Annotated in this window: 25 protein-coding genes; 24 read left to right on the forward strand and 1 reads right to left on the reverse strand. The window is 36.1% G+C overall.

Annotation, left to right across the window (positions count from 1 at the left end; all coding sequences use genetic code 11):
• The first annotated feature begins 122 nt into the window (after positions 1-122).
• From ACWZFG_RS02480 to holA, 6 genes are all read left to right on the forward strand, one after another.
• Positions 123-266, forward strand: a complete 144-nt coding sequence (locus ACWZFG_RS02480; protein ID WP_147669891.1) for a YqzL family protein — start codon at positions 123-125, stop codon at positions 264-266.
• Between the two features lie 24 nt (positions 267-290).
• Positions 291-1043 carry a DNA repair protein RecO gene (recO, locus tag ACWZFG_RS02485; protein ID WP_455576997.1) on the forward strand — a complete coding sequence of 251 codons (753 nt, stop codon included), beginning with the start codon at positions 291-293 and terminating at the stop codon, positions 1041-1043.
• Between the two features lie 343 nt (positions 1044-1386).
• Complete coding sequence (gene glyQ, locus ACWZFG_RS02490; RefSeq protein WP_147669893.1) at positions 1387-2271, forward strand: glycine--tRNA ligase subunit alpha; 885 nt, start codon at positions 1387-1389, stop codon at positions 2269-2271.
• Positions 2264-4321 (forward strand): glycine--tRNA ligase subunit beta, encoded by a 2058-nt coding sequence (gene glyS, locus ACWZFG_RS02495; RefSeq protein WP_455576998.1) that lies wholly within the window; start codon positions 2264-2266, stop codon positions 4319-4321. Before glyQ ends, glyS begins: the two co-directional genes overlap by 8 nt.
• 352 nt (positions 4322-4673) lie before the next feature.
• A complete protein-coding gene (locus ACWZFG_RS02500) occupies positions 4674-5078 on the forward strand; it encodes a hypothetical protein (protein ID WP_177504940.1) in 405 nt (134 codons plus the stop codon).
• A gap of 73 nt (positions 5079-5151) precedes the next feature.
• Positions 5152-6177 carry a DNA polymerase III subunit delta gene (gene holA, locus ACWZFG_RS02505; RefSeq protein ID WP_177504941.1) on the forward strand — a complete coding sequence of 342 codons (1026 nt, stop codon included), beginning with the start codon at positions 5152-5154 and terminating at the stop codon, positions 6175-6177.
• A gap of 126 nt (positions 6178-6303) precedes the next feature.
• Here the strand turns inward: holA and rpsT are convergent, their stop codons facing one another.
• Positions 6304-6570 carry a 30S ribosomal protein S20 gene (gene rpsT, locus ACWZFG_RS02510; RefSeq protein WP_147669897.1) on the reverse strand — a complete coding sequence of 89 codons (267 nt, stop codon included), beginning with the start codon at positions 6568-6570 and terminating at the stop codon, positions 6304-6306.
• A 175-nt stretch (positions 6571-6745) separates the two neighbouring features.
• On the opposite strand from rpsT, the gene gpr reads away from it, so the two are divergent.
• The 18 genes from gpr to floA all read left to right on the forward strand — a co-directional run bounded on the left by gpr (position 6746) and on the right by floA (position 24804).
• A complete protein-coding gene (gene gpr, locus ACWZFG_RS02515) occupies positions 6746-7717 on the forward strand; it encodes a GPR endopeptidase (protein ID WP_147669898.1) in 972 nt (323 codons plus the stop codon).
• Between the two features lie 211 nt (positions 7718-7928).
• Positions 7929-8948, forward strand: a complete 1020-nt coding sequence (gene spoIIP, locus ACWZFG_RS02520) for a stage II sporulation protein P (protein WP_418626637.1) — start codon at positions 7929-7931, stop codon at positions 8946-8948.
• Between the two features lie 14 nt (positions 8949-8962).
• Positions 8963-9199, forward strand: coding sequence for a hypothetical protein (locus ACWZFG_RS02525; protein ID WP_177504944.1), 237 nt, complete (start codon positions 8963-8965; stop codon positions 9197-9199).
• 87 nt (positions 9200-9286) lie between these two features.
• On the forward strand, positions 9287-11083 hold the full coding sequence (gene lepA, locus ACWZFG_RS02530) for a translation elongation factor 4 (RefSeq protein ID WP_177504945.1): 1797 nt from the start codon (positions 9287-9289) through the stop codon (positions 11081-11083).
• Positions 11076-12236, forward strand: coding sequence for a radical SAM family heme chaperone HemW (hemW, locus tag ACWZFG_RS02535; protein WP_455576999.1), 1161 nt, complete (start codon positions 11076-11078; stop codon positions 12234-12236). Before lepA ends, hemW begins: the two co-directional genes overlap by 8 nt.
• Positions 12237-12340: 104 nt before the next feature.
• A complete protein-coding gene (gene hrcA / locus ACWZFG_RS02540; protein WP_147669903.1) occupies positions 12341-13372 on the forward strand; it encodes a heat-inducible transcriptional repressor HrcA in 1032 nt (343 codons plus the stop codon).
• Positions 13373-13445: 73 nt separating this feature from the next.
• On the forward strand, positions 13446-15002 hold the full coding sequence (locus tag ACWZFG_RS02545) for a TCP-1/cpn60 chaperonin family protein (RefSeq protein ID WP_177504947.1): 1557 nt from the start codon (positions 13446-13448) through the stop codon (positions 15000-15002).
• A 25-nt stretch (positions 15003-15027) separates the two neighbouring features.
• Positions 15028-15594 (forward strand): nucleotide exchange factor GrpE, encoded by a 567-nt coding sequence (grpE, locus tag ACWZFG_RS02550; protein ID WP_418626633.1) that lies wholly within the window; start codon positions 15028-15030, stop codon positions 15592-15594.
• Positions 15595-15640: 46 nt separating this feature from the next.
• Positions 15641-17482 (forward strand): molecular chaperone DnaK, encoded by a 1842-nt coding sequence (gene dnaK, locus ACWZFG_RS02555; RefSeq protein WP_147669906.1) that lies wholly within the window; start codon positions 15641-15643, stop codon positions 17480-17482.
• A 104-nt stretch (positions 17483-17586) separates the two neighbouring features.
• Positions 17587-18723, forward strand: a complete 1137-nt coding sequence (dnaJ, locus tag ACWZFG_RS02560; RefSeq protein ID WP_147669907.1) for a molecular chaperone DnaJ — start codon at positions 17587-17589, stop codon at positions 18721-18723.
• A 71-nt stretch (positions 18724-18794) separates the two neighbouring features.
• Positions 18795-19733, forward strand: coding sequence for a 50S ribosomal protein L11 methyltransferase (prmA, locus tag ACWZFG_RS02565; protein ID WP_147669908.1), 939 nt, complete (start codon positions 18795-18797; stop codon positions 19731-19733).
• A 2-nt stretch (positions 19734-19735) separates the two neighbouring features.
• Positions 19736-20482 carry a 16S rRNA (uracil(1498)-N(3))-methyltransferase gene (locus ACWZFG_RS02570; RefSeq protein ID WP_147669909.1) on the forward strand — a complete coding sequence of 249 codons (747 nt, stop codon included), beginning with the start codon at positions 19736-19738 and terminating at the stop codon, positions 20480-20482.
• A gap of 21 nt (positions 20483-20503) precedes the next feature.
• Positions 20504-21805 (forward strand): tRNA (N(6)-L-threonylcarbamoyladenosine(37)-C(2))-methylthiotransferase MtaB, encoded by a 1302-nt coding sequence (gene mtaB, locus ACWZFG_RS02575; protein WP_177504949.1) that lies wholly within the window; start codon positions 20504-20506, stop codon positions 21803-21805.
• A 91-nt stretch (positions 21806-21896) separates the two neighbouring features.
• Complete coding sequence (locus ACWZFG_RS02580) at positions 21897-22244, forward strand: histidine triad nucleotide-binding protein (RefSeq protein ID WP_147669911.1); 348 nt, start codon at positions 21897-21899, stop codon at positions 22242-22244.
• A gap of 88 nt (positions 22245-22332) precedes the next feature.
• Positions 22333-22512 (forward strand): 30S ribosomal protein S21, encoded by a 180-nt coding sequence (gene rpsU, locus ACWZFG_RS02585; protein WP_019553266.1) that lies wholly within the window; start codon positions 22333-22335, stop codon positions 22510-22512.
• A 23-nt stretch (positions 22513-22535) separates the two neighbouring features.
• Positions 22536-22988, forward strand: a complete 453-nt coding sequence (locus ACWZFG_RS02590; RefSeq protein WP_147669912.1) for a GatB/YqeY domain-containing protein — start codon at positions 22536-22538, stop codon at positions 22986-22988.
• Between the two features lie 153 nt (positions 22989-23141).
• Positions 23142-23780: an NfeD family protein gene (locus ACWZFG_RS02595; RefSeq protein WP_147669913.1), complete on the forward strand. Its 639-nt coding sequence runs from the start codon at positions 23142-23144 to the stop codon at positions 23778-23780.
• Positions 23781-23805: 25 nt separating this feature from the next.
• A complete protein-coding gene (floA, locus tag ACWZFG_RS02600; RefSeq protein ID WP_177504950.1) occupies positions 23806-24804 on the forward strand; it encodes a flotillin-like protein FloA in 999 nt (332 codons plus the stop codon).
• Positions 24805-24809: the final 5 nt, after the last annotated feature.

Consider the following 24809-nt stretch of genomic DNA (forward strand, 5'->3'; position numbering starts at 1 on the left):
GGGATTTATAGAATCATAATTTTTCATAGGCGCTTTGTTTAGGCGAATTTTAAATTTGTTTCCGTTGGTAGAGTAGTAGAGAGAGAGAGAAAAACTATAAACTTTGGCGGGGGTGTTGTTTAGTGTTACTTAGAAATGTCATGTGGGATATTTTTCAAAATACTGGACAAATAGAAGCGTATTTAATGTATCGGAATTGTGCAACTAATTTCGCTGATAACCAGCCTAAAGAAAAAGATGATTTAGAACAAATACCAAATAAGTAATTAGTTTTATGGGTTGAGGTAAAAATGGCGCAATATGCAACTGAAGCTTTGATTTTATCTGTTCGCAATTGGGGTGAAGCAGATAAAATGGTAAATTTTTTTTCAAAAGAATTCGGGAAAATAGCAGCTGTTGCTTATGGTTGCCGTCGACCAAGAAGTCCGCTTGCAGGTGGCATGCAAGTATTTAGTCATCTGCAATTGCAGGTGATGGGGGGCAATAGTTTAGATACAATAAAACAATGTGAAACTAAGCAAGCGTTTAAGCAGCTAAGGGAAAATTTAGATTGTATGGCATATGCGGCTTTCTTGACGGAAGTGGTAAATGAAGTTTGTCCAGAGCGTCATCCGGAGCCGCATATTTATGATTTACTACTTAATGCTTTTCAATTGTTTTCTAAACGAAATCCTCGATTAGTTGCCTTAGCAGCAGGATATCGGATTTTAGAATATACAGGCTACCAGCCGAATTACGAACAATGTGTGGTATGTGGAAAGCATATAGCAACTGATTCATTTTTTTCATTGAGTAAGGGTGGTATCGTATGTGAAGCATGTAAGGAATTGCCACAGATTTCTTTTTCGTTAAAAATGCGTGACTTTATCAACCAGCTATTAGCTTTAAACTGGGAAGAGCCACAATCTTTTAGTGTGTCTGGAGCGGTACTAATGCAAGTGGAGAAATTATTGATTGATTATTTGCATTTTATTCTGGAAAAGCCGTTAAAATCACTTGAATTTATTCAGCAGTTGGCAGAGTTGCCAAAAGTTCATACATAGGGTTAAGAATTGACAAAGTATGTGCAATTTGTTAAACTCAATGGGTATATAGTAGATTTAGTCTTAGTTTTGATGAAGGCAATGAAGGAAAGTAGTATCCTAATCTTAGCGAGTCGAGGATAGTGAAAGCTTGACAATTTAGGTGAAGGCGTTCCCAAGCCGTGAGAGGAAAGCGCAAGCGAGTAAACCTCACAATATTTATAAGGTGGGCAATATGCCAATCAGGGTGGAACCGCGGGAATGTATATCTCGTCCCTGTAACAATGTATGTTACAGGGACGAGATTTTTGTTTTTGTAGCAAAGGTCAAAACGAGGCTTTAATTTAAAGGAGGAATTTTTCTTATGACATTTCAGGACATTATCCTGACTTTACAAAATTTTTGGGCGAAGCAAAATTGTATTTTATCGCAACCATACGATGTGGAAAAAGGTGCAGGGACGATGAACCCTTCTACATTTTTGCGTGCATTAGGGCCTGAGCCTTGGCATGTTGCCTATGTAGAGCCTTCTCGTCGTCCAGCGGATGGACGTTATGGAGAAAATCCGAATCGTTTATTTCAACATCATCAATTCCAAGTCATTATGAAACCATCACCAGATAATATTCAAGAATTATATTTAGAAAGTCTTAGAAAGCTTGGAATCAAACCAGAAGAACATGATATTCGCTTTGTTGAAGATAACTGGGAATCTCCGACGCTTGGTGCATGGGGACTTGGTTGGGAAGTTTGGCTTGATGGTATGGAAATTACTCAATTTACGTATTTTCAACAAGTAGGTAGCGTAGATGTAAAACCAGTATCTGTGGAAATTACATACGGCTTGGAACGTCTTGCTATGTATATTCAAGGAAAAGAAAATGTATACGATTTAGAATGGGTAAATGGTGTTACTTATGGAGATGTATTCCATCGTAATGAAGTAGAGCAATCTACTTATAATTTTGAGCTTGCTGACACTGATTTATTATTTGAGTTATTTGATAAATATGAAAAAGAAGCAATTCGTGTTATTGAAGCGGGTTTTGTATTACCAGCTTATGATTATGTATTGAAATGTTCACATACATTTAACCTTCTAGACGCACGTGGAGCGATTAGCGTAAGCGAACGTACAGCGTTTATCGGTAGAGTTCGTAATATGGCTAGATTATGTGCGCAGGGATATCTAAAACAACGTGAAGAGTTAGGTTATCCTTTGTTAAAAGGAGGTAAAGCAAGTGAGTAAAGATTTATTATTAGAAATTGGTACAGAAGAAATTCCCGCAAGATTTATGACAGGAATTTTAAATCAAATAGAAACAATAGCAAAAAATAAATTTGCAGAACTTCGTATTGCGTTTGATGAAGTGCAAGCTTATGGAACGCCTCGTCGGATTGCTTTGATTGTAAAAAATGTTGCAGATAAGCAAGAAGACATCTCAAGTGAAAACAAAGGGCCGTCAATAAAGGTTGCTTTTGATGCGGAAGGAAATCCAACAAAGGCTGGTATGGGTTTTGCTAGAGGACAAAAAGTTGATGTCAAAGATTTAGTTGTCAAAGATGGTTATGTTTATGCGATGGTACATGAAGTTGGACAAGAAACTTCAGGGATGATGGCAACTGTTTTACCAGAGATTATTTATAGCTTAAACTTTCCGAAAAATATGCGCTGGGCTAACTTAGATATGAAGTTTGTTCGTCCAATCAAATGGATTGTTGCACTATTTGGCAATGAGGTTGTTGACTTTTCAGTTGCGGAAGTAAAAACTGGTAATGTATCTCGTGGACATCGTTTCCTTAGCAAAGGAGATATTGTAATCAAAAATGCAGATTCTTATGTGGAAACATTAGAAAAAGAATTTGTAATTGTTGATCAAGATAAACGTCGTGATATGATTCAAAAACAAATTCTGGAATTGGCAGAAAGTAAAGGCGGAAATGCTGAAATTTCCGAAGATTTATTAGAAGAAGTTGTTTTCTTAGTTGAATATCCAACAGCTTTATGTGGTAATTTTGAGGATAAATATTTAAAATTGCCACCTGAAACAGTAATCACACCGATGCGTGAACATCAACGTTACTTCCCTGTGAAAGCAGCGGATGGATCTCTTATGCCGATGTTTATTACCGTAAGAAATGGTGGAAAAGAACATTTAGAAATTGTACAACATGGGAATGAGCGTGTACTTAGAGCTAGACTTGCTGACGCACAATTTTTCTTTGAAGAAGATTGCAAAGTTAAGTTGATTGATCGACTGGAAAAATTAAAGACAATAGTGTTCCAAGAAGGTCTTGGAACGATTTATGATAAAGCTGAACGCTTAGCTAAATTATCTGCTTTTCTTGTCAAACATACAGGTGTGGATCAATCTGCACTAGTAACGATTGAACGTGGTGCGAAATTAGCAAAAACGGATTTAGTTACAGGTATGGTCTGTGAATTCACGGAATTACAAGGCATTATGGGTAGAGAATATGCGTTATTAAACGGTGAAACTAAAGAAGTATCACAAGCGATTTATGAACATTATTTGCCCCGTTTTGCTGGCGATGAATTGCCTGCAAGCGTAGCTGGTCAATTTATTAGTATTGCGGATAAAATTGACAATATTGTGGCAACGTTCAGCCGCGGATTGATTCCAACCGGTTCTCAAGATCCGTATGCATTACGTCGGCAAGCATTAGGAATTGTAAATATTTTGATTGATGGTAAATATGATGTCTCTTTAGCGGGGCTTGTTGAAGAAGCTATGAATTTATTATCGATTGCTGATATAGAAAAACGAGATAAATTAATTGCGGATGTTCAAGAGTTCTTCCGGTTACGAATCAAAAATGTATTAACGGATGAAAATATTCGTTATGATATTATTGATGCAGTTCTTGCTACGGGAATGGATAATATATATGCTGTGTATTTAAAGGCAATTGCTGTGACTGCTGAAATTGAAGAACGCGATATGACAAAAGCAATTCAAGCCTTTGTTCGCGTGGGAAATCTTGCGAAAAAAGCAAAAGCTGCAATTGTAAAAGCAGAATTGTTTATTACAGATGAAGAAAAAAATCTTTATCAAGCATATGTATCCGTTAATAGTGCGGTTGAAAGTCTAATCGAAGGAAAAGATTATGCTGGTGCAATTGATGCAATGATGGATTTAATCGAACCAATCGATAACTTCTTTGACAACGTTATGGTTATGGATAAAGAGGAAGCAATCAAAACAAATCGTTTGGCTTTATTAAGCAGTATCACAAATATGGTAAATCAAGTTGCTGATTTTAGTAAAATTGTATAAGTTATCAAGTTGATTTGATTCAGATAGTTTTTTTACTCTATCTGAACCCTAATCTCCTTACTTAGAGATTGAGCTGCTCTTAGCTCTCATATAAAAATTGAGAGTTTTAGAGCAGCTGTTTTTTACTTGATATCTAAAAATTCAAAAGAAAAATAAATTAAAATTTAACATTCTAAATAGTGTTTAATTTTAAGTGGAATACAGAGAAGTTTAGTTATATGCTTTAGATGCTGGTCTATGCCAATAAAACAGTAGTGGAATATATAATGTATTTTATAACTTAGGGTTGTTGCTTGTTGTAAAATGTTGTATAATTATTTCGATACAATACTATGAGAAAAGAGGTAGATTTGTGGATACTACAGTAATGGGATTAGGAATATGTATTATAGGTGTTATTGTTATTGCGGTTATTAAGTATCAGGGAATGAAGTACAATTACAAAGCTGTGGCTTCAGTATTGCTTCAAGAGCTATTAGTTAAGGAACATGGCATTAAAAGTGATTTAGCTAATAGGGTGTGTACAGAAATTTATAAAGTCAAGAAAAATGATTTTGAAAATACATATAGTGTTGCGAAACAGGGATCGGGACGGTTAGGAAATATTTTTGCTAAAGATAATCTTCAAAAATTAATTATTGAAAAAGCTGAAAAATTGAATGTAGATCATAATGATTCACAAGAATTTAATCGGATTAATGAGATAGTAATAGATGAGCTAATAGCGCAGCTTTCAAATAAAAAAATAAAAAAATAGCAGGTGGACTTTTTAGTTTACCTGCTATTATTTTATGGTATGCTATTAATATTGATTAATATGGAGAGTTATAATGAATTATTTTGAAGCAATCGCAAATTTAAAGAAAAAAGGGCTTTCATCGCTTTATTTAATTAGTGGCGAAGAATCATATCTAGCGAATAAGTTTGAAAAAGCTGTGATAAAAAAAACATTTCCAGGAAATAACACTGATGGGGTACAAATATTAAGCACTGAAGCAAGTGTTGATGAAATTGTAAATTCAGTGGAGTCAATGCCGTTTTTTAGTGAAAAAAACTTAATTATCGTGCGTAATAGTACTTTATTTAAAGAGCGAAAAAATGCAAATGAGAAACAAGCAAATAGAAATGAAGAAAAATTGATACAGCTATTTAGTGATATGCCGACATATAGCATATTGCTATTGGTGACCGTAGACAAAATAGATAAGCGAAGAAAGCTTTATAAAGCCATTGATAAGCATGGAATACATGTGGAAGCATTGCCGATAAAAGCTCGTGATATTAAAGATTGGCTGCAAAATAAATTATATGAGATTCACCGGGAATTCTCTCGTGAAGCTTATGAATACTTTATAGAAGCAACTAGTGTGATGGCACAAATTTCATTGGGATATCTCGAACAGGAATTTGAAAAGTTAACGCTATATACTGATAAAACGCGAATTGAAAAAGAGGATTTAATCAAAGTATTTAGTAGCATCCCAGAGGTTTCTATTTTTGCAATGCTTGATGCAATTAGTGAAAAGAAGTTAAAGCAAGCATTGGTTTTGTTGGAGGAACAATTAATTGCAGGAGAACATCCGTTGAGATTAATTACGATGTTAAGCCGACATACTAGACAATTATTGCAAGTAAATGTGTTGTTAAAACAAGGCGCTACGAGTAGACAGATTGCGGAAAGCCTTGGTGTGGTACCTTTTATTGCGGAAAAATTAATGAAGAAAAGCAGATCTTTTAGGCAGGAAGTGTTGCAACAAGTGCTGATAGATTTAGCCGAAGTGGATTATCAATTAAAATCCAGTCAAGCTGATTGTATAGCATTAGAAAGAATTATTATTAATTTGTGCAGTGAATAAAAATGGCAGACGGAAATATTTCTGTCTGCCATTAAGTATATATGTATATGTATTGATTTTTTAGGAAAGATAAAGTAAGAAAGCCTATTCACTAAAGTGAATAGGCTTTTAATTACACAATGTAAATTATTTAGCTAAAGCGTTAAGTTTACGAGCTAAACGGGATTTTCTGCGAGCAGCAGCATTTTTATGGAAAACACCTTTAGCAGCAGCTTTATCAATCGTTTTAGTAGCTTCAATAAGGAGGGCTTTAGCTTCATCAGCTTTACCAGCTTCAACAGCTTCAATTAATTTACGGGAAGCAGTTCTAACAGCTGATTTCACAGCGAAGTTTTTTGCACGACGTTCAGCGTCAGTTTTTACGCTACGTACGGATGAAATAATATTTGGCAAGTGGTTCACCTCCTTAAGGGTTTGTTTACCTAGATATTCTAGCATGTACTTATCTAAAAAGCAAGCATGATTTGTTAAATAAACACACAAACTAAAAAATAGTATAGCGAAATTTTTAAATTTGGTCAATTAAAACTTTGAAAATGTCGAAAAGTTTTTATAAAGGAGGATTTTTATGCAGGAATTTTTAGATTTTAGAACAGATTTAGCCATTGAGGCGAGAGAAATGCTTTCGAAACGCATTTCTCATGATATTCCAGGAGTGGAAATGGTGACAAGCACAGACGAGGATGTTTTAATCACTCGCGTAGATGTAACGAATCATGAAGCTGAGAAAGCGTTAGGAAAACCTAAAGGAAAATATATTACGATAGAAGCACAGGGAATTAAAGAGAATATACCAGTCTTACACGAAAAAATTACTCGTTTATTAGCCGATGAATTAAAAATAATCGTAGATGCTAATCAACATAAAACTGTGTTAGTTGTTGGGTTAGGAAATCGTCATGTAACGCCTGATGCATTAGGGCCTAAAGCTATAGAGAAACTATTTGTTACCCGTCATTTAGGTGATATGTTGACTGAGGAGATAAAAAATGATGTATGCTTAGTATGTGCGATAGCTCCTGGTGTTTTAGGAATTACAGGAATGGAAACGGCAGAAATTATTCAAGGTGTTGTTGAAAAAGTTAAACCTGATCTTATCATAGCAATAGATGCTTTGGCTGCTGCTTCAAGCAAAAGAATTAATACAACGATTCAAATTGCTAATACAGGAATTCATCCAGGGTCTGGTGTTGGTAATAAAAGATTTGGATTAAATGAAGAATCATTAGGCAGACCTGTGATTGCAATAGGTGTTCCAACAGTTATTCACGCTTCCACAATTGCCATGGATACAATAAATACATTAAAAGAATATGCTGAATTTGCACGATATTTTAAAAGTTTAGAAAAATTGTCCCCAACGGAACAACAGGTTATTGTTAGGCAGATTTTACCTGAAAGTTTGGGGGATTTAATGGTGACTCCAAAAGAAATTGATCGGTTAATGGATGATATTTCTAAAATAATTGCTAGTGCGATTAATGAAGTGTTGCATCCTGTGATTAATGAAGAAAACATTTCGCAATATTTGAAATTTTAGGTAATTTATTAATGAATATTATTAGTTATATTATGATGGCTTTTGCATATATATCTTATGTGGACAAAAATGATAAATCTATTTAGTGGAAGGCATTACTTGGCACTAAAGAGAGAAGGAATCTACAGGCTGGCAGATAGTGTTTAACTAAATGACACGTTAGTCAATGGACAAGAGATTCTTTAAGTAGGAGGCTGTTTTTGTGACTAGGATGCAAAGGCGAAAACTATTATGGGCCAGTAAACGACGAATTTTTATAAATGTATTTGCAGTGTTTCTTTTAATTGCTACATTATATCAAAACTATATTGAGGATTCTGTACCTGCTAGTGCTTCGGCTTATGGAAATCAGTTTGTCTCTACACATACAAAATGGTATGAAGTTTTATCTTATGGTATCCCTGGAATTGAAACCGTAAATAAAGACGGGGCTAAATCGGAAAATGGAATGGGACAAAGTGTATTTAATATGATAAGACTTGTTACGAATATTGATAGACAAGATATTCGATCTTTAATAAGGGCTGAAATTCCAGTGTTAGCTACGGTGAAGACAACGACGGCGATTGCTTCAAATACGTCAGCTTTGCCGAATTTTGATAAGATAAAAACAATTCCTAAAGGTAAGCCAATTGTTGCTTTATATCATACACATACAGCAGAATCATTTATTCCGAGTTCTGGGGCGGCTCATGCACCTGGAGGGCAAACTGGTGAGATTGTTGAAGTTGGAGATGCTTTGGTACAAGCATTAGCACAAAAAAATATTGTTACTTTACATGATAAAACGATTCATGATTATCCAAGCTTTATGAAAGCGTATGGTAAATCTGAGGAGACAGTAACGAGAATTGTTAAAGAAAATCCATCTATTGAAATGATTTTTGATGTGCATCGTGATGCTGATAAAAGGGCAAATGTGGTAACGACAATTCAAGGAAAAAATGTAGCTCAAATTATGATTATTGTGGCGCAAGGACAGGCAGATTTACCACAACCACATTGGGAAGAAAACTACGCCTTTGCAAAATTAATAAAAACTAAATGCGATGCAAAGTATCCCGATTTGATAAAAAGTATACAACTGGTTGATTGGCGTTATAATCAGCATTTACATCCGCATGCTTTATTGCTAGAAGTTGGTAGTCAGGAAACGAGTTTGGAGGAAGGCGAACAAGCAATGTTTTTACTAGGAGATATTCTAAGCGAAATTATTCAAGAAAACAAATAATTGAGGTCGATTTGATGTTAAAGAACACATTTGATTTAAAAATAGTTTTAGGAATGGTGATTTTTATTATTTTTGTAAGTGTTGGTATTTTAACAGCTGAAATGCAATTAAATAAGTTAACATTAAATCAACCAATTATTGAGGAAGAAGCCAAAAAGTATTATGATTTAGTCGAAGAAAATACTTTAGATATCTATCTTGAGGGCAATCGCTATATGGAACAAATTATAGAAAAGGTAAAACCGTATTAAGAGGAATAGATGTGATACTTGCAGTTGGTATCTTGCAGATGCTATAATTTAAAGAAGTGTTTGCAGTTTTAGGTACAGGAGGAAAAAATGAATATAAAAAATATCCGCAATTTTTCTATTATTGCTCATATTGATCATGGAAAATCAACGATTGCCGATCGTCTTATTGAATATACAGGAACATTATCAAAACGAGAAATGGAAGCACAAGTATTAGATCAGATGGATTTAGAACGAGAACGTGGGATCACAATTAAAGCACAAGCAGTTCGTTTAGAGTATGTGGGCAAAGATGGAGAAACATATCAAATTAATTTAATTGATACACCAGGACATGTTGATTTTACTTATGAAGTTTCACGTAGTTTAGCTGCCTGTGAAGGGGCTCTTTTAGTTGTTGATGCGGCGCAAGGAATTGAAGCACAAACTTTAGCCAATGTATATTTAGCATTGGAACATAATTTGGAAATTATCCCTGTTGTAAATAAAATTGATTTGCCAAGTGCAGATCCGGATAAAGTAAAACATGAAATAGAAGAAGTGATTGGACTTGATGCATCTGAGGCTGTACTTGCCAGTGCAAAAGCTGGTATTGGTATCAAAGAGATTCTTGATGCAATAGTTGAAAAGGTACCAGCACCGACAGGCGATGAAAATGCACCGCTAAGCGCGTTGATTTTTGATTCTCATTTTGATGCATATAAAGGTGTTATTGCTTATGTACGGGTAATGAATGGAAAAATAAAGCCTGGGATGAAACTTAGAATGATGGTGACCAATAAAGAGTTTGAAGTTACTGAAGTGGGAATTTTCCGTCCCGCTTTAGCGAATATAGGTGAACTTAGTACCGGTGAAGTTGGATTTGTAGTAGGAAGTATTAAAAATGTAAAAGATGTTCGTGTTGGTGATACGATTACTGATGCACTAAAACCCGCAAAAGAGCCTTTACCGGGTTACCGTGGAATAAACCCTATGGTATATTGTGGTCTTTATCCAATGGATAGCTCTGATTATGACAACTTAAAAGATGCGTTAGAAAAACTGCAATTAAATGATGCATCTTTATTGTTTGAACCAGAGACGTCGATTGCTTTAGGTTTTGGTTTCCGTTGTGGATTCTTGGGATTGCTTCATATGGATGTTATCCAAGAGAGGTTGGAACGCGAATATAATTTAGGGCTCATTACAACAGCTCCAAGCGTAATTTATCAAGTATATAAAACAAATGGCGAAATGCTTAAAATTGATAATCCAGCGAATCTACCACCGGCAACAGAAATTGATCATATTGATGAGCCGTATGTTAAAGCAACAGTTATTGTTCCTAATGATTTTGTTGGTGCCGTGATGGAATTGTCGCAAGAAAAACGTGGCGAATTTAAAGATATGAAATATCTTGATGTCGATCGCGTAATGATTACGTATCATATTCCTTTAAGTGAGATTATTTACGATTATTTTGATCGCTTAAAATCCTCCACTAGAGGTTATGCTTCACTTGATTACGAGTTAACGGATTACCAGACTTCTATATTAGTGAAACTGGACATTTTATTAAACGGTGAACCTGTTGATGCATTGTCAGTGATTGTACACAAAGACAAGGCTGCATATCGAGGACGTCAATTGGCTGAAAAATTAAAAGGGATTATTCCGAAGCAAATGTTTGAAATTCCGATTCAGGCGGCAATAGGAAATAAAGTAATTGCACGCGAAACGGTCAAAGCGATGCGTAAAGATGTACTGGCAAAATGTTATGGTGGAGATATTTCACGTAAACGTAAATTGCTTGAAAAGCAAAAAGAGGGTAAAAAACGCATGAAGTCTGTAGGTAGCGTGGAAATACCACAAGAAGCATTTATGGCTATTTTAAAAATTGATTGATGAAGGTGAGAAGATGCAATTAGGTTTATATTTGCATATTCCATTTTGTCAGCAAAAATGTTTTTATTGTGATTTTCCTTCCTATGCAAATAAGGAAGGACTCCAAGATGAATATATAACCGCCTTGTCTAGCGAGATTGCTTTACAGGGCGGTCTTTTATCTGCCTATTCAATAAATACAGTTTATATTGGCGGTGGGACACCAACGGTATTGCCGATACACCTGCTGACGAATTTGATACAAACGATACAAAAAAAATTTAAGCTAACAAATGATGTCGAATTTACGATAGAAGTAAATCCACAAACGATAAACCGAGAAGGATTATACAGGCTATATGAATTTGGTGTAAATAGGATAAGTTTTGGTGTGCAAAGCTTTCAAGATCCTCTTTTAAAAAGAATCGGGCGTATTCATACGGCAGATGAGGCACGGCAGATTGTTTGTGACGCGGCAAGTATTGGATTTAAAAATATTAGTTTAGATTTGATGTATGGGTTGCCGAAGCAAACGCTGGATGAGGTGGAATACAGTGTTAGAGAGGCTATAAAGTTGCCAATTCAGCATATTTCTGTGTATGGGTTAAAAGTGGAAGAGGGAACAGTCTTTGCAAAATTAGAAGAACAAAATAAACTTTTTTTGCCAGATGAAACATTGGAAGATAAAATGTATGAATTTGTAATGAAGCAGTTACCGGCATTTGGATTTGAGCGCTACGAAATTTCTAACTTTGCAAAAGCTGGTTTTGAAAGTCGTCATAATTTGAAATATTGGCAGTGTTTGCCGTATATAGGACTGGGAGCAGCAGCACATTCTTGTTTTCAAAATAAAAGGTTTTATAATGAACAGCAGGTTGAAAAATATATACAAAAAATAAAATGGGAACGTAATGCAGTGGCGCACGAAGAACTTCTTAGTCATAAAGATAAAGTGGAAGAGTTTTGTTTTTTAGGGTTAAGAAAAAAAACGGGAATTAGTTGCCGAGAATTTATGGATACCTTTGGATATGAATTAAAAGATTTGTATGGAGATACTATTGAAAATTTAAAAAGAAAAAAATTACTATCCGAATTGAATGGACAAATTTTTTTAACTTCCTTAGGAATGAAATATGGTAACCAGGTTTTTTGTGAATTTTTATTAGATTCCTAAAGAAAATAAATAATAACGCCTTGACAATCGTACGAATGAGTGGTATTTTCTAATTAGACATTAGCACTCACTGGTGTAGAGTGCTAACAATAGGAGGTGGGAAGATGCTTGATGAACGAAAGCAGAAAATTCTTCGTGCGATTATTAATGACTATATTTCCACCGCAGAGCCTATTGGATCAAGAACGATTGCCCGTAAATATGACTTGGGGGTAAGTTCGGCGACAATTCGCAATGAAATGGCTGATTTAGAATTGCTTGGTTATCTGGAACAGCTTCATACGTCGTCTGGGCGTATTCCTTCGGTAAAAGGGTATCGGCTCTATGTTGATGACTTGTTAGCTCCTGAGGCTATTACAGAAAATGAAATGAATTTAATCAGTAACTGGTATAAGGCAAAAGCCAAGCGTGCTGAAGAAGTATTTCAAGAAACAGCTAAGATTATATCAAGGCTGACAAAAAATATTTCTTTAGTTTTAGCGCCACAGTTATCACAGGCAAATTTTAGGTATCTGCAATTTTTACCACTTGATGAAAAACGTGTGATTGTTGTTATTATGACTGATGCTGGTTTCGTTGAAAATAAATTGATGACGATACCGAAAGGTGCGGCAGTAGAAGATTTACAATTGATTGCTGGTGTTATTAACAAACATTTAGCAGGTCGTTCATTGGAATCTATTAAGCCATCCGTATTAAGAAAAATTAAAGCGGAAGTTATGGCTGATACTGATTTATTTGAGTGTGCGATTGATATGATTGCTCGTGCGCTGACAGTTGAAAAAAAGGAACGCCTTTATATGGGCGGAACTACACAGTTAATAAACCAGCCAGAGTTTCGTGATGTCGAAAAAATGCAAAATCTTCTTAATATGCTTGAAGAGGAGCAGCTCTTATGCGATTTATTAAACTCTCATGAAAATGAGCAGGGGATTATCGTGACAATTGGTCAAGAGAATAAGTATAGTGGAATTAAGGATTGTAGCATCATTCGTGCAACGTATAAATTAGAGGGGCAAGTCATTGGCTCGATTGCTGTTCTTGGACCAACGAGGATGGAATATGGCAAAGTAATGTCACTATTAGAATTTATGCACAACAATTTAGAAAAGATATTAACACAATACAAACTATAGGCATTGCCTATAGTACATAATAATTTCTAGTGTAGAAATGATGAAACTCTGATGATTTTGGAGGTTATAATTAATGGCGTTGAAGCAAGCGGAAAGCAGTGCTGAAGTTGAAGACAAACTAGCGGCATTGACGACTAATGTAAGTGCAATTCGGGCTGTAAAAAGTGCAGTAGAGGGCACAATTGGTCCTAAAGGACTTGATACAATGCTTGTGGATCGTGATGGTGGTGTAATCGTTACGAATGATGGCGTGACGATTTTAGAGCAAATGGAAGTAGATCATCCAGCCGCGCAAATGATGATTGCTATCGCTAAAAATCAGCAGGAGAAAGTTGGCGATGGAACGACGACAGCGACGATTGTTGCAAGCAGTTTAGTTTCAGAAGGCTTAGATAAAGTTATTCGGGGTGTTCCTGTAGCCAAATTAATTGATGGAATTGCCTATGGAATTCAATCATCCTTAGAGTTAATAGAAAGCTGTAGTCATAAAGTGATCTCCTTAGATGATCCATATTTATACAATATTGCTATAATTGCTGGGCGCAAATATAATGATGTTGCGGATATGGTCATAAAAGCGGCAAAGCTTATAGGAAAAGATAAGCTTTGTGATGCAAAGTTTAAACTGTCAGATATCGTGTATTCGCAAAATGGTGTAGAAAATGAAGTTTTTGGTGGTGTATTGATTCATCAAAAGCGAATGAATACTGAGATGCCGCATACATTAGAATCGGTTAAGATTTTAGTGATTGATGATGCTTTAGAGATTGAAACAATGAGCAGTGAAGCTTTGGGAACTGAAAGTGGATTTCAGCAATACATGAAACAGCAAGCTGAATTTAAAGAGAATTTACAAAAAATTATTGATTTAGGTGTTAAATTCGTTTTAGTTGACCGTGGAGTAAATTCTGATGCTGAAGAAGTTTTAACAGATGCAGGCGTTATGATATTAAGACGTGTGGAAAACGAAATCCTAAATCGGGTAGCAGAGCATGTTGGTGCCCGCAAGCTAAAAAGAACTGGGTTAAAAAAATCACTCAGTGAGTTAGAAAAATATTTAGGTTATGCCGAATCTGTAATTGAAGATGAAAAATTACAGCAAGTTCGCGTTCTTGGCGGCAAAGGAATACCGACAGCGGCAATATTAGTTGGTGCAGCGACGGAACAAATTGCTGGTGAAAAAGAGCGAATTGCGAAAGATGCTGCTTCAAGTGTTCAGGCTGCTGTAAAAGGTGGATATGTTGCGGGGGGCGGTGCTGCTGAAATTATGTTAGCACGCAACTTAAAAAGCCGTAAAAAGGAATTTGCAGGGATGATTGACTATGGAGTTGAATGCGTTGTGCAAGCGTTAAAGGCTCCATTGTCTCAAATAATAAAAAATGCTGGATATCATCCATTAGAAAAAGTGGAGGAAGTCATCGGTGCTCAATTTGACAAACAAAATGGAGCATTGGGAGTTGATTGTGATAATGGTAAGATTACTGATATGATTTCCAAGGGAATAGTTGATCCAGCATTAGTAAAATACTATGCTATAAAGAGTGCTGGTGAAATTGCAATTTCAATTTTAAGAATAGGCACGATTATAAGAAAAAAGAAATGCAAAGGTCAGGGAGAGTTACTTGACTGATAATTTAAAGAGGTGAAAATTTTTAATGGCTGAAGAAATAAAGAACCCTGTAGATGAAAATTTAGCGAAAAAAGCTGAAGTAAATGAGTCTACAGAACAAATTCAACCAGAAGAAACAGAACAAAATGCAGAAGTTACACGTTTAAAACAAGAATTAGATGTAAAAGATAAGCTTGTTCAGGAAAGTGCTGACAGACTAAAACGTATGCAGGCTGATTTTGATAACTTTAGACGGCGTACTCGTCAGGAAAAAGAAGAGCTATCAGCAATTGTATCGCAAAATTTGATAAAAGAATTGCTACCTTTACTTGATAATTTTGAAAGAGCTTTGGCGGTAGAAAGTGCAGATGGAGAAAATTTTAAAGCAGGAGTAGATATGATCTTAAAACAATTTATAGCGACTCTTGAAAAAAATGGTCTAGAACCGATTAAAGCTGTTGGTGAAAAGTTTGATCCTAACTTTCATGAAGCTATTATGCGTATTGCTGATGAAACTAAGGAAGATGATACAATTGCTGAAGAGTTGCAACGTGGCTATAGTGTACGAGGTCGCGTAATTAGGCCAAGTATGGTTAAGGTAATAGGTAATTAATATTCAAATAAAAAATTGATATATTTTGCAAGGGGGATTTTTGATTATGGCAAAAGTAATAGGTATTGACTTAGGTACAACAAACTCGGTAGTTGCAGTTATGGAAGGTGGAGAACCTACCGTTATTACGAATACAGAAGGAAGTCGTTTAACCCCATCTGTTGTAGGATTCTCGAAAACGGGCGAACGTTTAGTTGGTCAACTAGCAAAACGTCAAGCTGTTTCAAATCCAGACCATACATTTAGTTCTATTAAACGTCATATGGGTACTGATTATAAAGTATCTGTTGATGATAAAAAATATTCACCACAAGAAATTTCAGCAATGATTTTACAAAAATTAAAGGCTGATGCGGAAGCTTACTTAGGGGAGACTGTAACTCAAGCTGTTATCACAGTTCCTGCATATTTTAATGATAGCCAACGTCAAGCGACGAAAGATGCTGGTACAATTGCTGGCCTTGAAGTTCTTCGTATTATTAATGAACCAACAGCTGCTTCACTTGCTTATGGTTTAGATAAAGGTGAAGAGCATACAATTTTAGTATTTGACTTGGGTGGCGGTACTTTCGATGTATCTATTCTTGAACTTGGTGATGGCGTATTTGAAGTAAAAGCTACGAACGGTAACAACCGTCTTGGTGGTGATGACTTTGATCAACGTGTAATGGATTGGATGGTTGCTGAATTCAAAAAAGAAACTGGTATTGATTTATCTCAAGATAAGATGTCTGCACAACGCTTAATTGAAGCTGCTGAAAAAGCAAAAATTGAATTGTCAGGTGTATTATCTACCAATATTAATCTACCGTTTATCACAGCTGATGCGACAGGTCCAAAGCATTTAGATTTAACATTAACTCGTGCAAAATTTGATGAATTAACAGCTAGCCTTGTTGAAGCTACCATGGGACCAACTCGTCAAGCACTTCAAGATGCGGGTATTTCAGCAAGTGGAATTGATAAAGTTATTTTAGTTGGCGGTTCCAGCCGTATTCCAGCTGTTCAAGAGGCGATTAAGAAAAACTTAGGAAAAGAACCTCATCGTGGTGTAAATCCTGATGAATGTGTAGCTATTGGTGCTGCTATTCAGGCTGGTGTACTTGTTGGGGAAGTTAAAGACGTATTGCTATTAGATGTAACTCCACTTTCTTTAGGTATTGAAACATTGGGTGGCGTTTGTACAAAAATTATTGAAAGAAATACAACAATTCCTACATCTAAGAGTCAAACATTCTCAACTGCTGCGGATAATCAACCATCTGTTGATATCCATGTATTGCAAGGGGAACGTGAAATGGCAGCTGGTAATAAAACACTTGGGCGCTTTGAATTGTCCGACATTCCACCAGCTCCAAGAGGAGTACCTCGTATTGAAGTTACATTTGATATTGATGCGAATGGTATTGTTCATGTATCTGCAAAAGATCTTGGAACAGGAAAAGAACAAAAAATTACGATTACTTCTTCCGGTGGTATGAATAAAGACGATATTGATCGTATGGTAAAAGAAGCAGAAGTTCATGCTGCAGATGATAAAAAACGTAAAGAAGAAATAGAAACAAGAAATAATGCAGATTCTTTAATTTACCAAGCGGAGAAAACAATTAAAGATTTAGGAGATAAAGCCGATAAAGCTAAAGTATCTGAGATTGAGGCTGCTGTGACAAAATTAAAAGAAACATTAAAAGGTACAGATATTGACGCAATCAAAGCTGATACAGAAGCTTTAACAAAACCTTTATACGAAATGAGTGCAGCTGCATATCAAGCAGCTGAAGGTGCTGCAGCTCCAGGACAAAATCCACAGGATGACGCTCAACAAGCTCCAAAAGATGAAAATATTATGGATGCAGACTACAAAGTAGTTGACGATGAAAAGAAATAATAGTAAAGTTACATTAAATTGATAGTAGATTAGCTATTTGACTCCGACTTATTTATTTGGTCGGAGTCAAATGACTACAGAACGATAGTTTAGGATGGTGTAAAGTGAGTAAACGCGATTATTATGAGGTGCTTGGTGTATCGAAAACGGCATCAGAAGATGAAATCAAAAAAGCGTTTAGAAAACTAGCCAGAAAATATCATCCCGATATGAATCGTGAAAATCCCAAAGAAGCAGAAGAAAAGTTTAAAGAAGCAAATGAAGCTTATGAAATATTATCAAATGCAGAGCGTAGAGCGCAATACGATCAATTTGGTCATGCAGCGTTTGATGGCAGTGCAGGTGGTGGTCAAGGCGGATTTGGTGGATTCGGAGGCTTTAGCGGCGGCGGTTTCGGAGATATTTTTGATATGTTTTTTGGCGGTCAAGGTGGATTTGGCGGTTCTCGTCGTCCAGGACCGGAACGTGGGTCTGATTTACGCTATGATTTAGAAATTGATTTTAAAGAAGCAGCTTTTGGTAAGGAAACTGAAATCAGTATACCAAGAACTGAAGAGTGCGAAGTTTGTCATGGTAGTGGTGCTGCCCCTGGAACACATCCAGAAACTTGTCCGCAATGTAAAGGAGCTGGACAAGTGCAATTTGCACAAAATACACCATTTGGCAGAATGGTAAATATGAAAACATGCGAACGCTGTAATGGGGAAGGAAAAATTGTCCACTCTCCATGCAAATCTTGTGGTGGTAAAGGGAAGAAACGCGCAAAACGCAAGATCAGCGTAAAAATTCCAGCTGGTGTAGATAATGGCTCTAGACTTCGAATTTCAGGCGAAGGTGAAGCTGGTATGCGTGGTGGTCCAGCAGGGGACTTATACGTATACATTTTTGTAAAACCACATAAAATTTTCTCTCGTGAAGGTACAGAAGTTATTTGTGAAGTGCCAATTAACTTTGTTCAAGCTTCATTAGGCGATGAAATTGAAGTTCCTACACTAGATGGAAAAGTGAAGATGAAAATCCCTGAAGGGATTCAATCAGGTACAATTTTACGTCTTAAAAATAAAGGCATTCCATATCTTAGAGGGCAAGGCCGTGGTGATCAACATGTAAAAATTAAAGTTTTGACACCGCAAAAATTAGATGAACAACAAAAACAAATGCTGAAAGATTTCGCTAAAGCCACAGGTGAAAGTGTGAATCCTGAGCAAAAAAGCTGGTTTAAAAAAATATTTAATATTTAGTAGCAGTTAGCCGAGGCAGATAACCTCGGCATTGCTCGTCTAAGGCAAATGATGTTAAGGGAGAGATTTTCATGAAATGGGCAGAAATTAGTATTAAAACAACCCATGAAGCAACGGAAGTGATTGCAGAGATTTTTCATGAGGTAGGAGCAAGTGGTGTTGTAATTGAAGATCCGGCACTTGTAAACGAGTATCGTGCCTCAGGTGCTTGGGATTATACCGATATACCAGAAGCAACTAATACAGAAATCGTTACAGTGAAAGCTTACTTGCCTGTGGATGAGCAACTCGATGATAAATTAGCGGTGTTTAAAAATCGGGTAGATGAATTGGCTGGGCATAATATTGATAAAGGTCTTGGTGATATTAACTGCACAGAGATTCAAGATGAAGATTGGTCAACAACGTGGAAAGAGTATTTTCATCCGATTAAAGTTGGGGATCTCATTGTAATCAAACCATCTTGGGAAGAGTATAATGCTAGTCCAGATGATATTATTATTGAACTTGATCCTGGAATGGCTTTTGGTACGGGAACGCACCATACAACTTCTATGTGCATTCGCCTTTTAGAAGAGATTATCAAAGGTGGACAGGAAGTATTTGATGTTGGGACAGGTTCAGGGGTCTTAGCAATTACAGCTGCAAAACTTGGAGCGATGAAAGTGACGGCAGTAGACTTTGATCCTGTAGCTGTACGTGTTGCAAAAGAAAATATAGAAGCGAATCATGTAAGTGATATTATTACGACAGGTCAGAGTGATTTATTGAAAAATGTAGATGGCAAGGCGGATGTTATTATTGCCAATATTATTGCGGATATTATTATTCGTTTGCTTGATGATATTCCAAATAGACTAAAGCTAGGTGGAACGATGATTGCTAGTGGTATTATCGCTGATCGTCTCAGTGATGTAACAAAAGCTGTGATTGATCATGGCTTAACAGTTGATCGTGTTATTGAAGAAGGCGGCTGGGTGGCAATGGTAATCCATAATGGAGGAAACTGATTTTGAGAAGATTTTTTGTTGCCGATGTCGTAGAAGATAAGATAAAGATTGACGGCAGTGATGCGCACCATATTAGACGTGTATTGCGCTATAAATTAGGAGATAAATTAATTGTAGTAGATGGCAGTGGTAAAGTTATGGAGGCATTTATCATTGAAATTAGCGATGAAATGGTTATTGCTGAGGTAAAAGAAGTTTTAGATAATAATACAGAATCGCCGATTGAACTTATTTTAGCGCAATGTCTGCCTAAAGGAGATAAGATGGAATTAGTTGTACAAAAAGCTGTGGAATTAGGTGTCAGTACAATCTATCCAATTGTCAGTGAAAACTGTGTTGTAAAATATGATGAAAAAAAGAAAATGGCACGGCAAATAAAATGGCAAAAGATAGCAGATGAAGCCGCAAAGCAATGTGGGAGAACAATTCTTCCTACAGTTGAATCCGTTACGGAATTGAAAATATTTTTGGAAAATATCGATAGTAATCTTGAAGCTTTGATGTGTTATGAAGGAGAAGCTGAGGAACCAATCAAAAAAATTCTTGCAGAATCTTTGGCAAATAGATTTCTTGTTTTAATCGGTCCAGAAGGTGGATTTACTAAAAATGAAGTTGAGATTTGCCAAAAGGCTGGATTAAAAATAGCTACCTTAGGAAAAAGAATTTTGAGAACAGAAACTGCGGCAATTGCAGCATCTGCTATAGTCATGTATGAAAAAGGTGACTTAGGAGCAATGATGAAAGGTTAAAAGAAGTGAGGGGTGAATTTTTTGCCACGAGTTGCGTTGACTACTTTAGGATGTAAAGTAAATCAGTTTGAAACCGAAACTATGGAAGGTTTATTTAAAAAACGTAATTATGAAATCGTAGATTTTGACGAACATGCGGATTTCTATATAATCAATACTTGTTCAGTTACGCATTTAGGCGAAAAAAAATCACGTCAATTAATTCGTCGTGCAATGCGTTTAAATCCACAGGCGATTATCGCGGTTACTGGATGTTATTCTCAGATAGCACCTGATCAAGTGAGTGAAATTGAAGGTGTTAAAGTTATTGTAGGAACTAAAGACCGCCATAAAATTGTTGAGTTAGTGGAACGAGCAGCAAAAGAAGAAGGCGTTATTAATGCCATTACAGATATTATGAAAGCAAAAGAATTTGAAGATATTCCTCTATTTCAGTCTCCAGGTAGAACTCGTGCGTTTCTTAAGATTCAAGAAGGATGTACAAATTTTTGTACATATTGTATTATTCCTTATGCTAGAGGCCCTTTACGTTCAAGAAGACTTGAGAGTATAAAAAAAGAAGCGGAAAAATTAGTAGAGGGTGGATTTAAGGAAATTGTTTTGACAGGAATTCATTTAGGGGCATATGGACGTGATCTAGAGGATAATATAAATTTAGTAGATGCAGTTAAGACTGTATTATCTATCCAAGGATTAAAAAGATTAAGGTTAGGTTCTTTAGAATCCATTGAATTATCGCCAGAATTGCTTGAACTTTTTACTCTTGATAATAGGTTTTGCTCGCATTTGCATTTACCTTTGCAGGCAGGCCAAAATGATATTTTAAAAGCAATGAATCGTCATTATACAGTAGCTGAATATCGTGAATTGATAAATCATGTGTTTGAAAAAGTCCCCAACATTGCTATATCTACAGACATTATTGTTGGATTCCCCGGTGAGACAGAAGAACTATTTGAACAAAGTTTAAATTTTGTGCGAACAATGAATTTTTCTAAAATGCATGTATTTCCTTATTCAAAACGAAAGGGGACACCAGCAGCCTCTTACCCGAATCAAGTGGATGAGCATGAAAAAAAAGAGCGTGTGCATCGCATGCAATTATTAGCGGATGAAAAGGCGCAGGAATTTCATAAGACTTTTGTAGGCAAAACAGTACAGGTGTTATTTGAAACGAAACATAACGAGGTTACAGATGGCCTAACTGACAATTATATTCGTGTCTATGTAGATTCTGATAGTGTTCATACGGGGGAAATATACAAAGTATATTTAGAAAAAATATATAAAGATGGTTTGTGGGGAAAACGAATTGTCGAATAAAAGATTATAAGTTTTAGCAGGGAAATGTAAAAAGAGGACGAATTATATCAACGTATAACTGATCGTGTAGTTTGAAAGGAGGTGCTTGTGCATGATGGATTGTATTTTTTGCAAAATTGCCAATAAAGAAATTCCGGCGAAATTTGTATACGAGGATGAAATGGTAATGGCGTTTCATGATATTAGTCCTGAAGCTCCAGTTCATATTCTTGTTATACCGAAAAAACATATTGCCAGCCTCCTTGAGGTAACGAACGAAGATAGCCAATTGATGGTGAATATCATGACAAATGTCATTCCACGTATTGCAAAAGATCAAGGAATTGATGAAAAAGGATTTCGTTTAGTTGCTAATACCAAAGAAGATGGTGGGCAAACTGTAGATCATTTACATTTTCATATTTTAGGTGGCCGATCAATGAATTGGCCGCCAGGTTAAGGTTGACAATAAAACTATATTTCATGTATAATACTTAGGTGTAGTTAAGCAGTACACTCCCATGTCGAGTGGAGGGGGGGAGAAATAGATGTCAGAAGTTAAAGTTGGAAAAAACGAAACAATCGATAGTGCACTCCGCAGATTTAAACGTACTTGCCAAAAGGCTGGAACTCTTGCTGAGGTTAGAAAACGTGAACACTATGAAAAACCTAGTGTAAAACGTAAGAAAAAATCCGAAGCTGCACGTAAACGCAAATTTAAGGCTTAAATTTCGTTTCGGAGGTAATTGAAATGTCTCTTAAAGAGCAATTGACTGAAGACATGAAGCAGGCTATGAAAGCGAGAGAGGCTGGTAAACAACGTCTTTCCGTTATTCGCATGGTTCGTGCCGCGATAAAAAAAGTTGAGATTGACAGTAAAAAAGAACTAAATGATGATGAAGTTCTTGATATAGTCGCTAAAGAAGTAAAAATGCGCAAGGATTCGATGGAAGAGTTCAAGAAAGGAAATCGTCAAGATTTAGTTGAACAGCTTGAACAAGAAATTGCAATATTATTGCCATATCTTCCTCAACAACTAACTGAAGAAGAAATTCGTGCTTTAGTCAGTGATGCAGTAGCGCAAACAGGTGCTGTGTCTGCTAAAGAAATGGGTAAAGTTATGGCGGTATTGATGCCAAAAGTAAAAGGTCGTGCAGATGGCAAGCTTGTTAATACCATTGTGCGTGAATTTTTAAATCAATAAATTTGATCCGATGCTGAATTGAGCATCGGATTTTATTTTGTCTAAATATAGTCTTTCTAGTAGATAGAGGAATTTAATTATACTTGTGGAATATACTAAAGAAGTAATTGATAAGGTTTATATACTTTATTTGCAAAAAGGGGGGAAGGTCATATGCAAACAGAGTTTATGGCATTACCTGTCATAAAAATACTTTTAATGACGATTATTTTTCTTTCGCTACTTGTTGAGATAAAAACAGCGGGGATGGGAGTAGGTGCATTATTTGGTCTTATTGCCGCCAGCGTATTTTTTGCCAGTCAATTTATGACGGGATTGGTTAGTTTATTCGAAATTGCTCTCTTCTTAGTAGGAATCATATTTGTTGTTATTGAATTATTAACACCAAGTATTGGTTTATTTGCAGGAATAGGAGTAATTTGTGTTTTATATAGTTTTATTATGGCTCTAGGTGGAGACAGCACGGCAATATATTTGTTAGTAATAAGTATAATTGCATCATTGATTCTTTTTGGTTTTATTGTTAAAAAGCTTCCATCAAGTAAATTGTGGTCAAAGGTTGTTTTAAAGGATATGGAAACATCTACAGCTGGATATGTTAGTGCTGATGATCATCAATTTCTAGTTGGAAAATCAGGTGTTATTTTAACAGAACTTCGTCCTTCAGGGACAGCGCTTATTGAAAATAAAAAAATCGATGTTGTTTCCGAGGGAAGCTATATTGAAAAAGGCACAAATGTTAAAGTTGTTGCTGTATTTGGTAGTCGAATTGTTGTAAGACAACTCGATTAAATAAAAGAAATGGAGGAATTGAAGATTGGATGTATTACTTGGGACAGGTTTAATTTTAGTGGTTGCAGTTGTTGCAATTATGGTTTTTTTGCATTTTGTACCGTTAGGTCTTTGGATTTCAGCAATTGCAGCAGGGGTTAGAGTAGGAATTTTTACATTGGTAGGAATGAGATTGAGAAGGGTACCACCTTCATACATTGTTATGCCACTAATAAAAGCAAACAAAGCAGGTCTTGATGTGAGTGTAAATCAACTTGAAGCACATTATTTAGCAGGGGGAAATGTTGATCGAGTAATTGATGCACTTATAGCCGCACATCGCGCGCAGATTCCATTGCCTTTTGAACGTTCAGCTGCAATTGATTTAGCTGGTCGTGAGGTATTAGAAGCTGTACAAATGAGCGTAAATCCAAAAGTAATTGAAACACCTGTTGTTTCTGCGGTTGCTCAAAATGGTATTGAATTAAAAATCAAAGCACGTGTTACTGTGCGCGCAAACATTGACCGATTAGTGGGTGGAGCTGGTGAAGCAACAATTATCGCTAGAGTTGGTGAAGGCATTGTTACTACAGTTGGTTCATCCGATGATCATAAAGATGTATTAGCGAATCCGGATCATATTTCTAGAACGGTTCTTTCAAAAGGATTAGATGCTGGAACAGCATTTGAAATCCTATCAATTGATATAGCCGATGTTGATGTAGGGCGTAATATCGGTGCAGAACTTATGACTGATCAAGCTGAAGCTGACAAACGCATAGCTCAAGCGAAAGCCGAAGAACGTCGCGCGATGGCTGTAGCAAAAGAACAAGAGATGAAGGCTTACACGCAAGAAATGGAAGCTAAAGTAGTTGAAGCGCAGTCTGAGGTTCCGCATGCTATGGCACTAGCGCTTCGTGAAGGTAGAATTGGTGTGATGGATTATTATAATATGAATAATATTACTGCTGATACGCAAATGCGTGAAGCTATCAGTAAGGCTGGTCCGCAAGCAAGTCCAGGCGAACTGCCTCAAAATAGGTAGTTGAT

The organism is Anaerosinus sp., from assembly GCF_965318445.1.

Coding starts and splice junctions, on each gene's coding strand:
- dnaK (WP_147669906.1), top strand. CDS start 15,641: ATGGCAAAAGTAATAGGTATTGACTTAGGTACAACAAACTCGGTAGTT.
- hrcA (WP_147669903.1), top strand. CDS start 12,341: ATGCTTGATGAACGAAAGCAGAAAATTCTTCGTGCGATTATTAATGAC.
- rpsU (WP_019553266.1), top strand. CDS start 22,333: ATGTCAGAAGTTAAAGTTGGAAAAAACGAAACAATCGATAGTGCACTC.
- ACWZFG_RS02590 (WP_147669912.1), top strand. CDS start 22,536: ATGTCTCTTAAAGAGCAATTGACTGAAGACATGAAGCAGGCTATGAAA.
- gpr (WP_147669898.1), top strand. CDS start 6,746: ATGCAGGAATTTTTAGATTTTAGAACAGATTTAGCCATTGAGGCGAGA.
- holA (WP_177504941.1), top strand. CDS start 5,152: ATGAATTATTTTGAAGCAATCGCAAATTTAAAGAAAAAAGGGCTTTCA.
- ACWZFG_RS02545 (WP_177504947.1), top strand. CDS start 13,446: ATGGCGTTGAAGCAAGCGGAAAGCAGTGCTGAAGTTGAAGACAAACTA.
- prmA (WP_147669908.1), top strand. CDS start 18,795: ATGAAATGGGCAGAAATTAGTATTAAAACAACCCATGAAGCAACGGAA.
- ACWZFG_RS02525 (WP_177504944.1), top strand. CDS start 8,963: ATGTTAAAGAACACATTTGATTTAAAAATAGTTTTAGGAATGGTGATT.
- lepA (WP_177504945.1), top strand. CDS start 9,287: ATGAATATAAAAAATATCCGCAATTTTTCTATTATTGCTCATATTGAT.
- glyQ (WP_147669893.1), top strand. CDS start 1,387: ATGACATTTCAGGACATTATCCTGACTTTACAAAATTTTTGGGCGAAG.
- ACWZFG_RS02595 (WP_147669913.1), top strand. CDS start 23,142: ATGCAAACAGAGTTTATGGCATTACCTGTCATAAAAATACTTTTAATG.
- recO (WP_455576997.1), top strand. CDS start 291: ATGGCGCAATATGCAACTGAAGCTTTGATTTTATCTGTTCGCAATTGG.
- grpE (WP_418626633.1), top strand. CDS start 15,028: ATGGCTGAAGAAATAAAGAACCCTGTAGATGAAAATTTAGCGAAAAAA.
- spoIIP (WP_418626637.1), top strand. CDS start 7,929: ATGCAAAGGCGAAAACTATTATGGGCCAGTAAACGACGAATTTTTATA.
- ACWZFG_RS02580 (WP_147669911.1), top strand. CDS start 21,897: ATGATGGATTGTATTTTTTGCAAAATTGCCAATAAAGAAATTCCGGCG.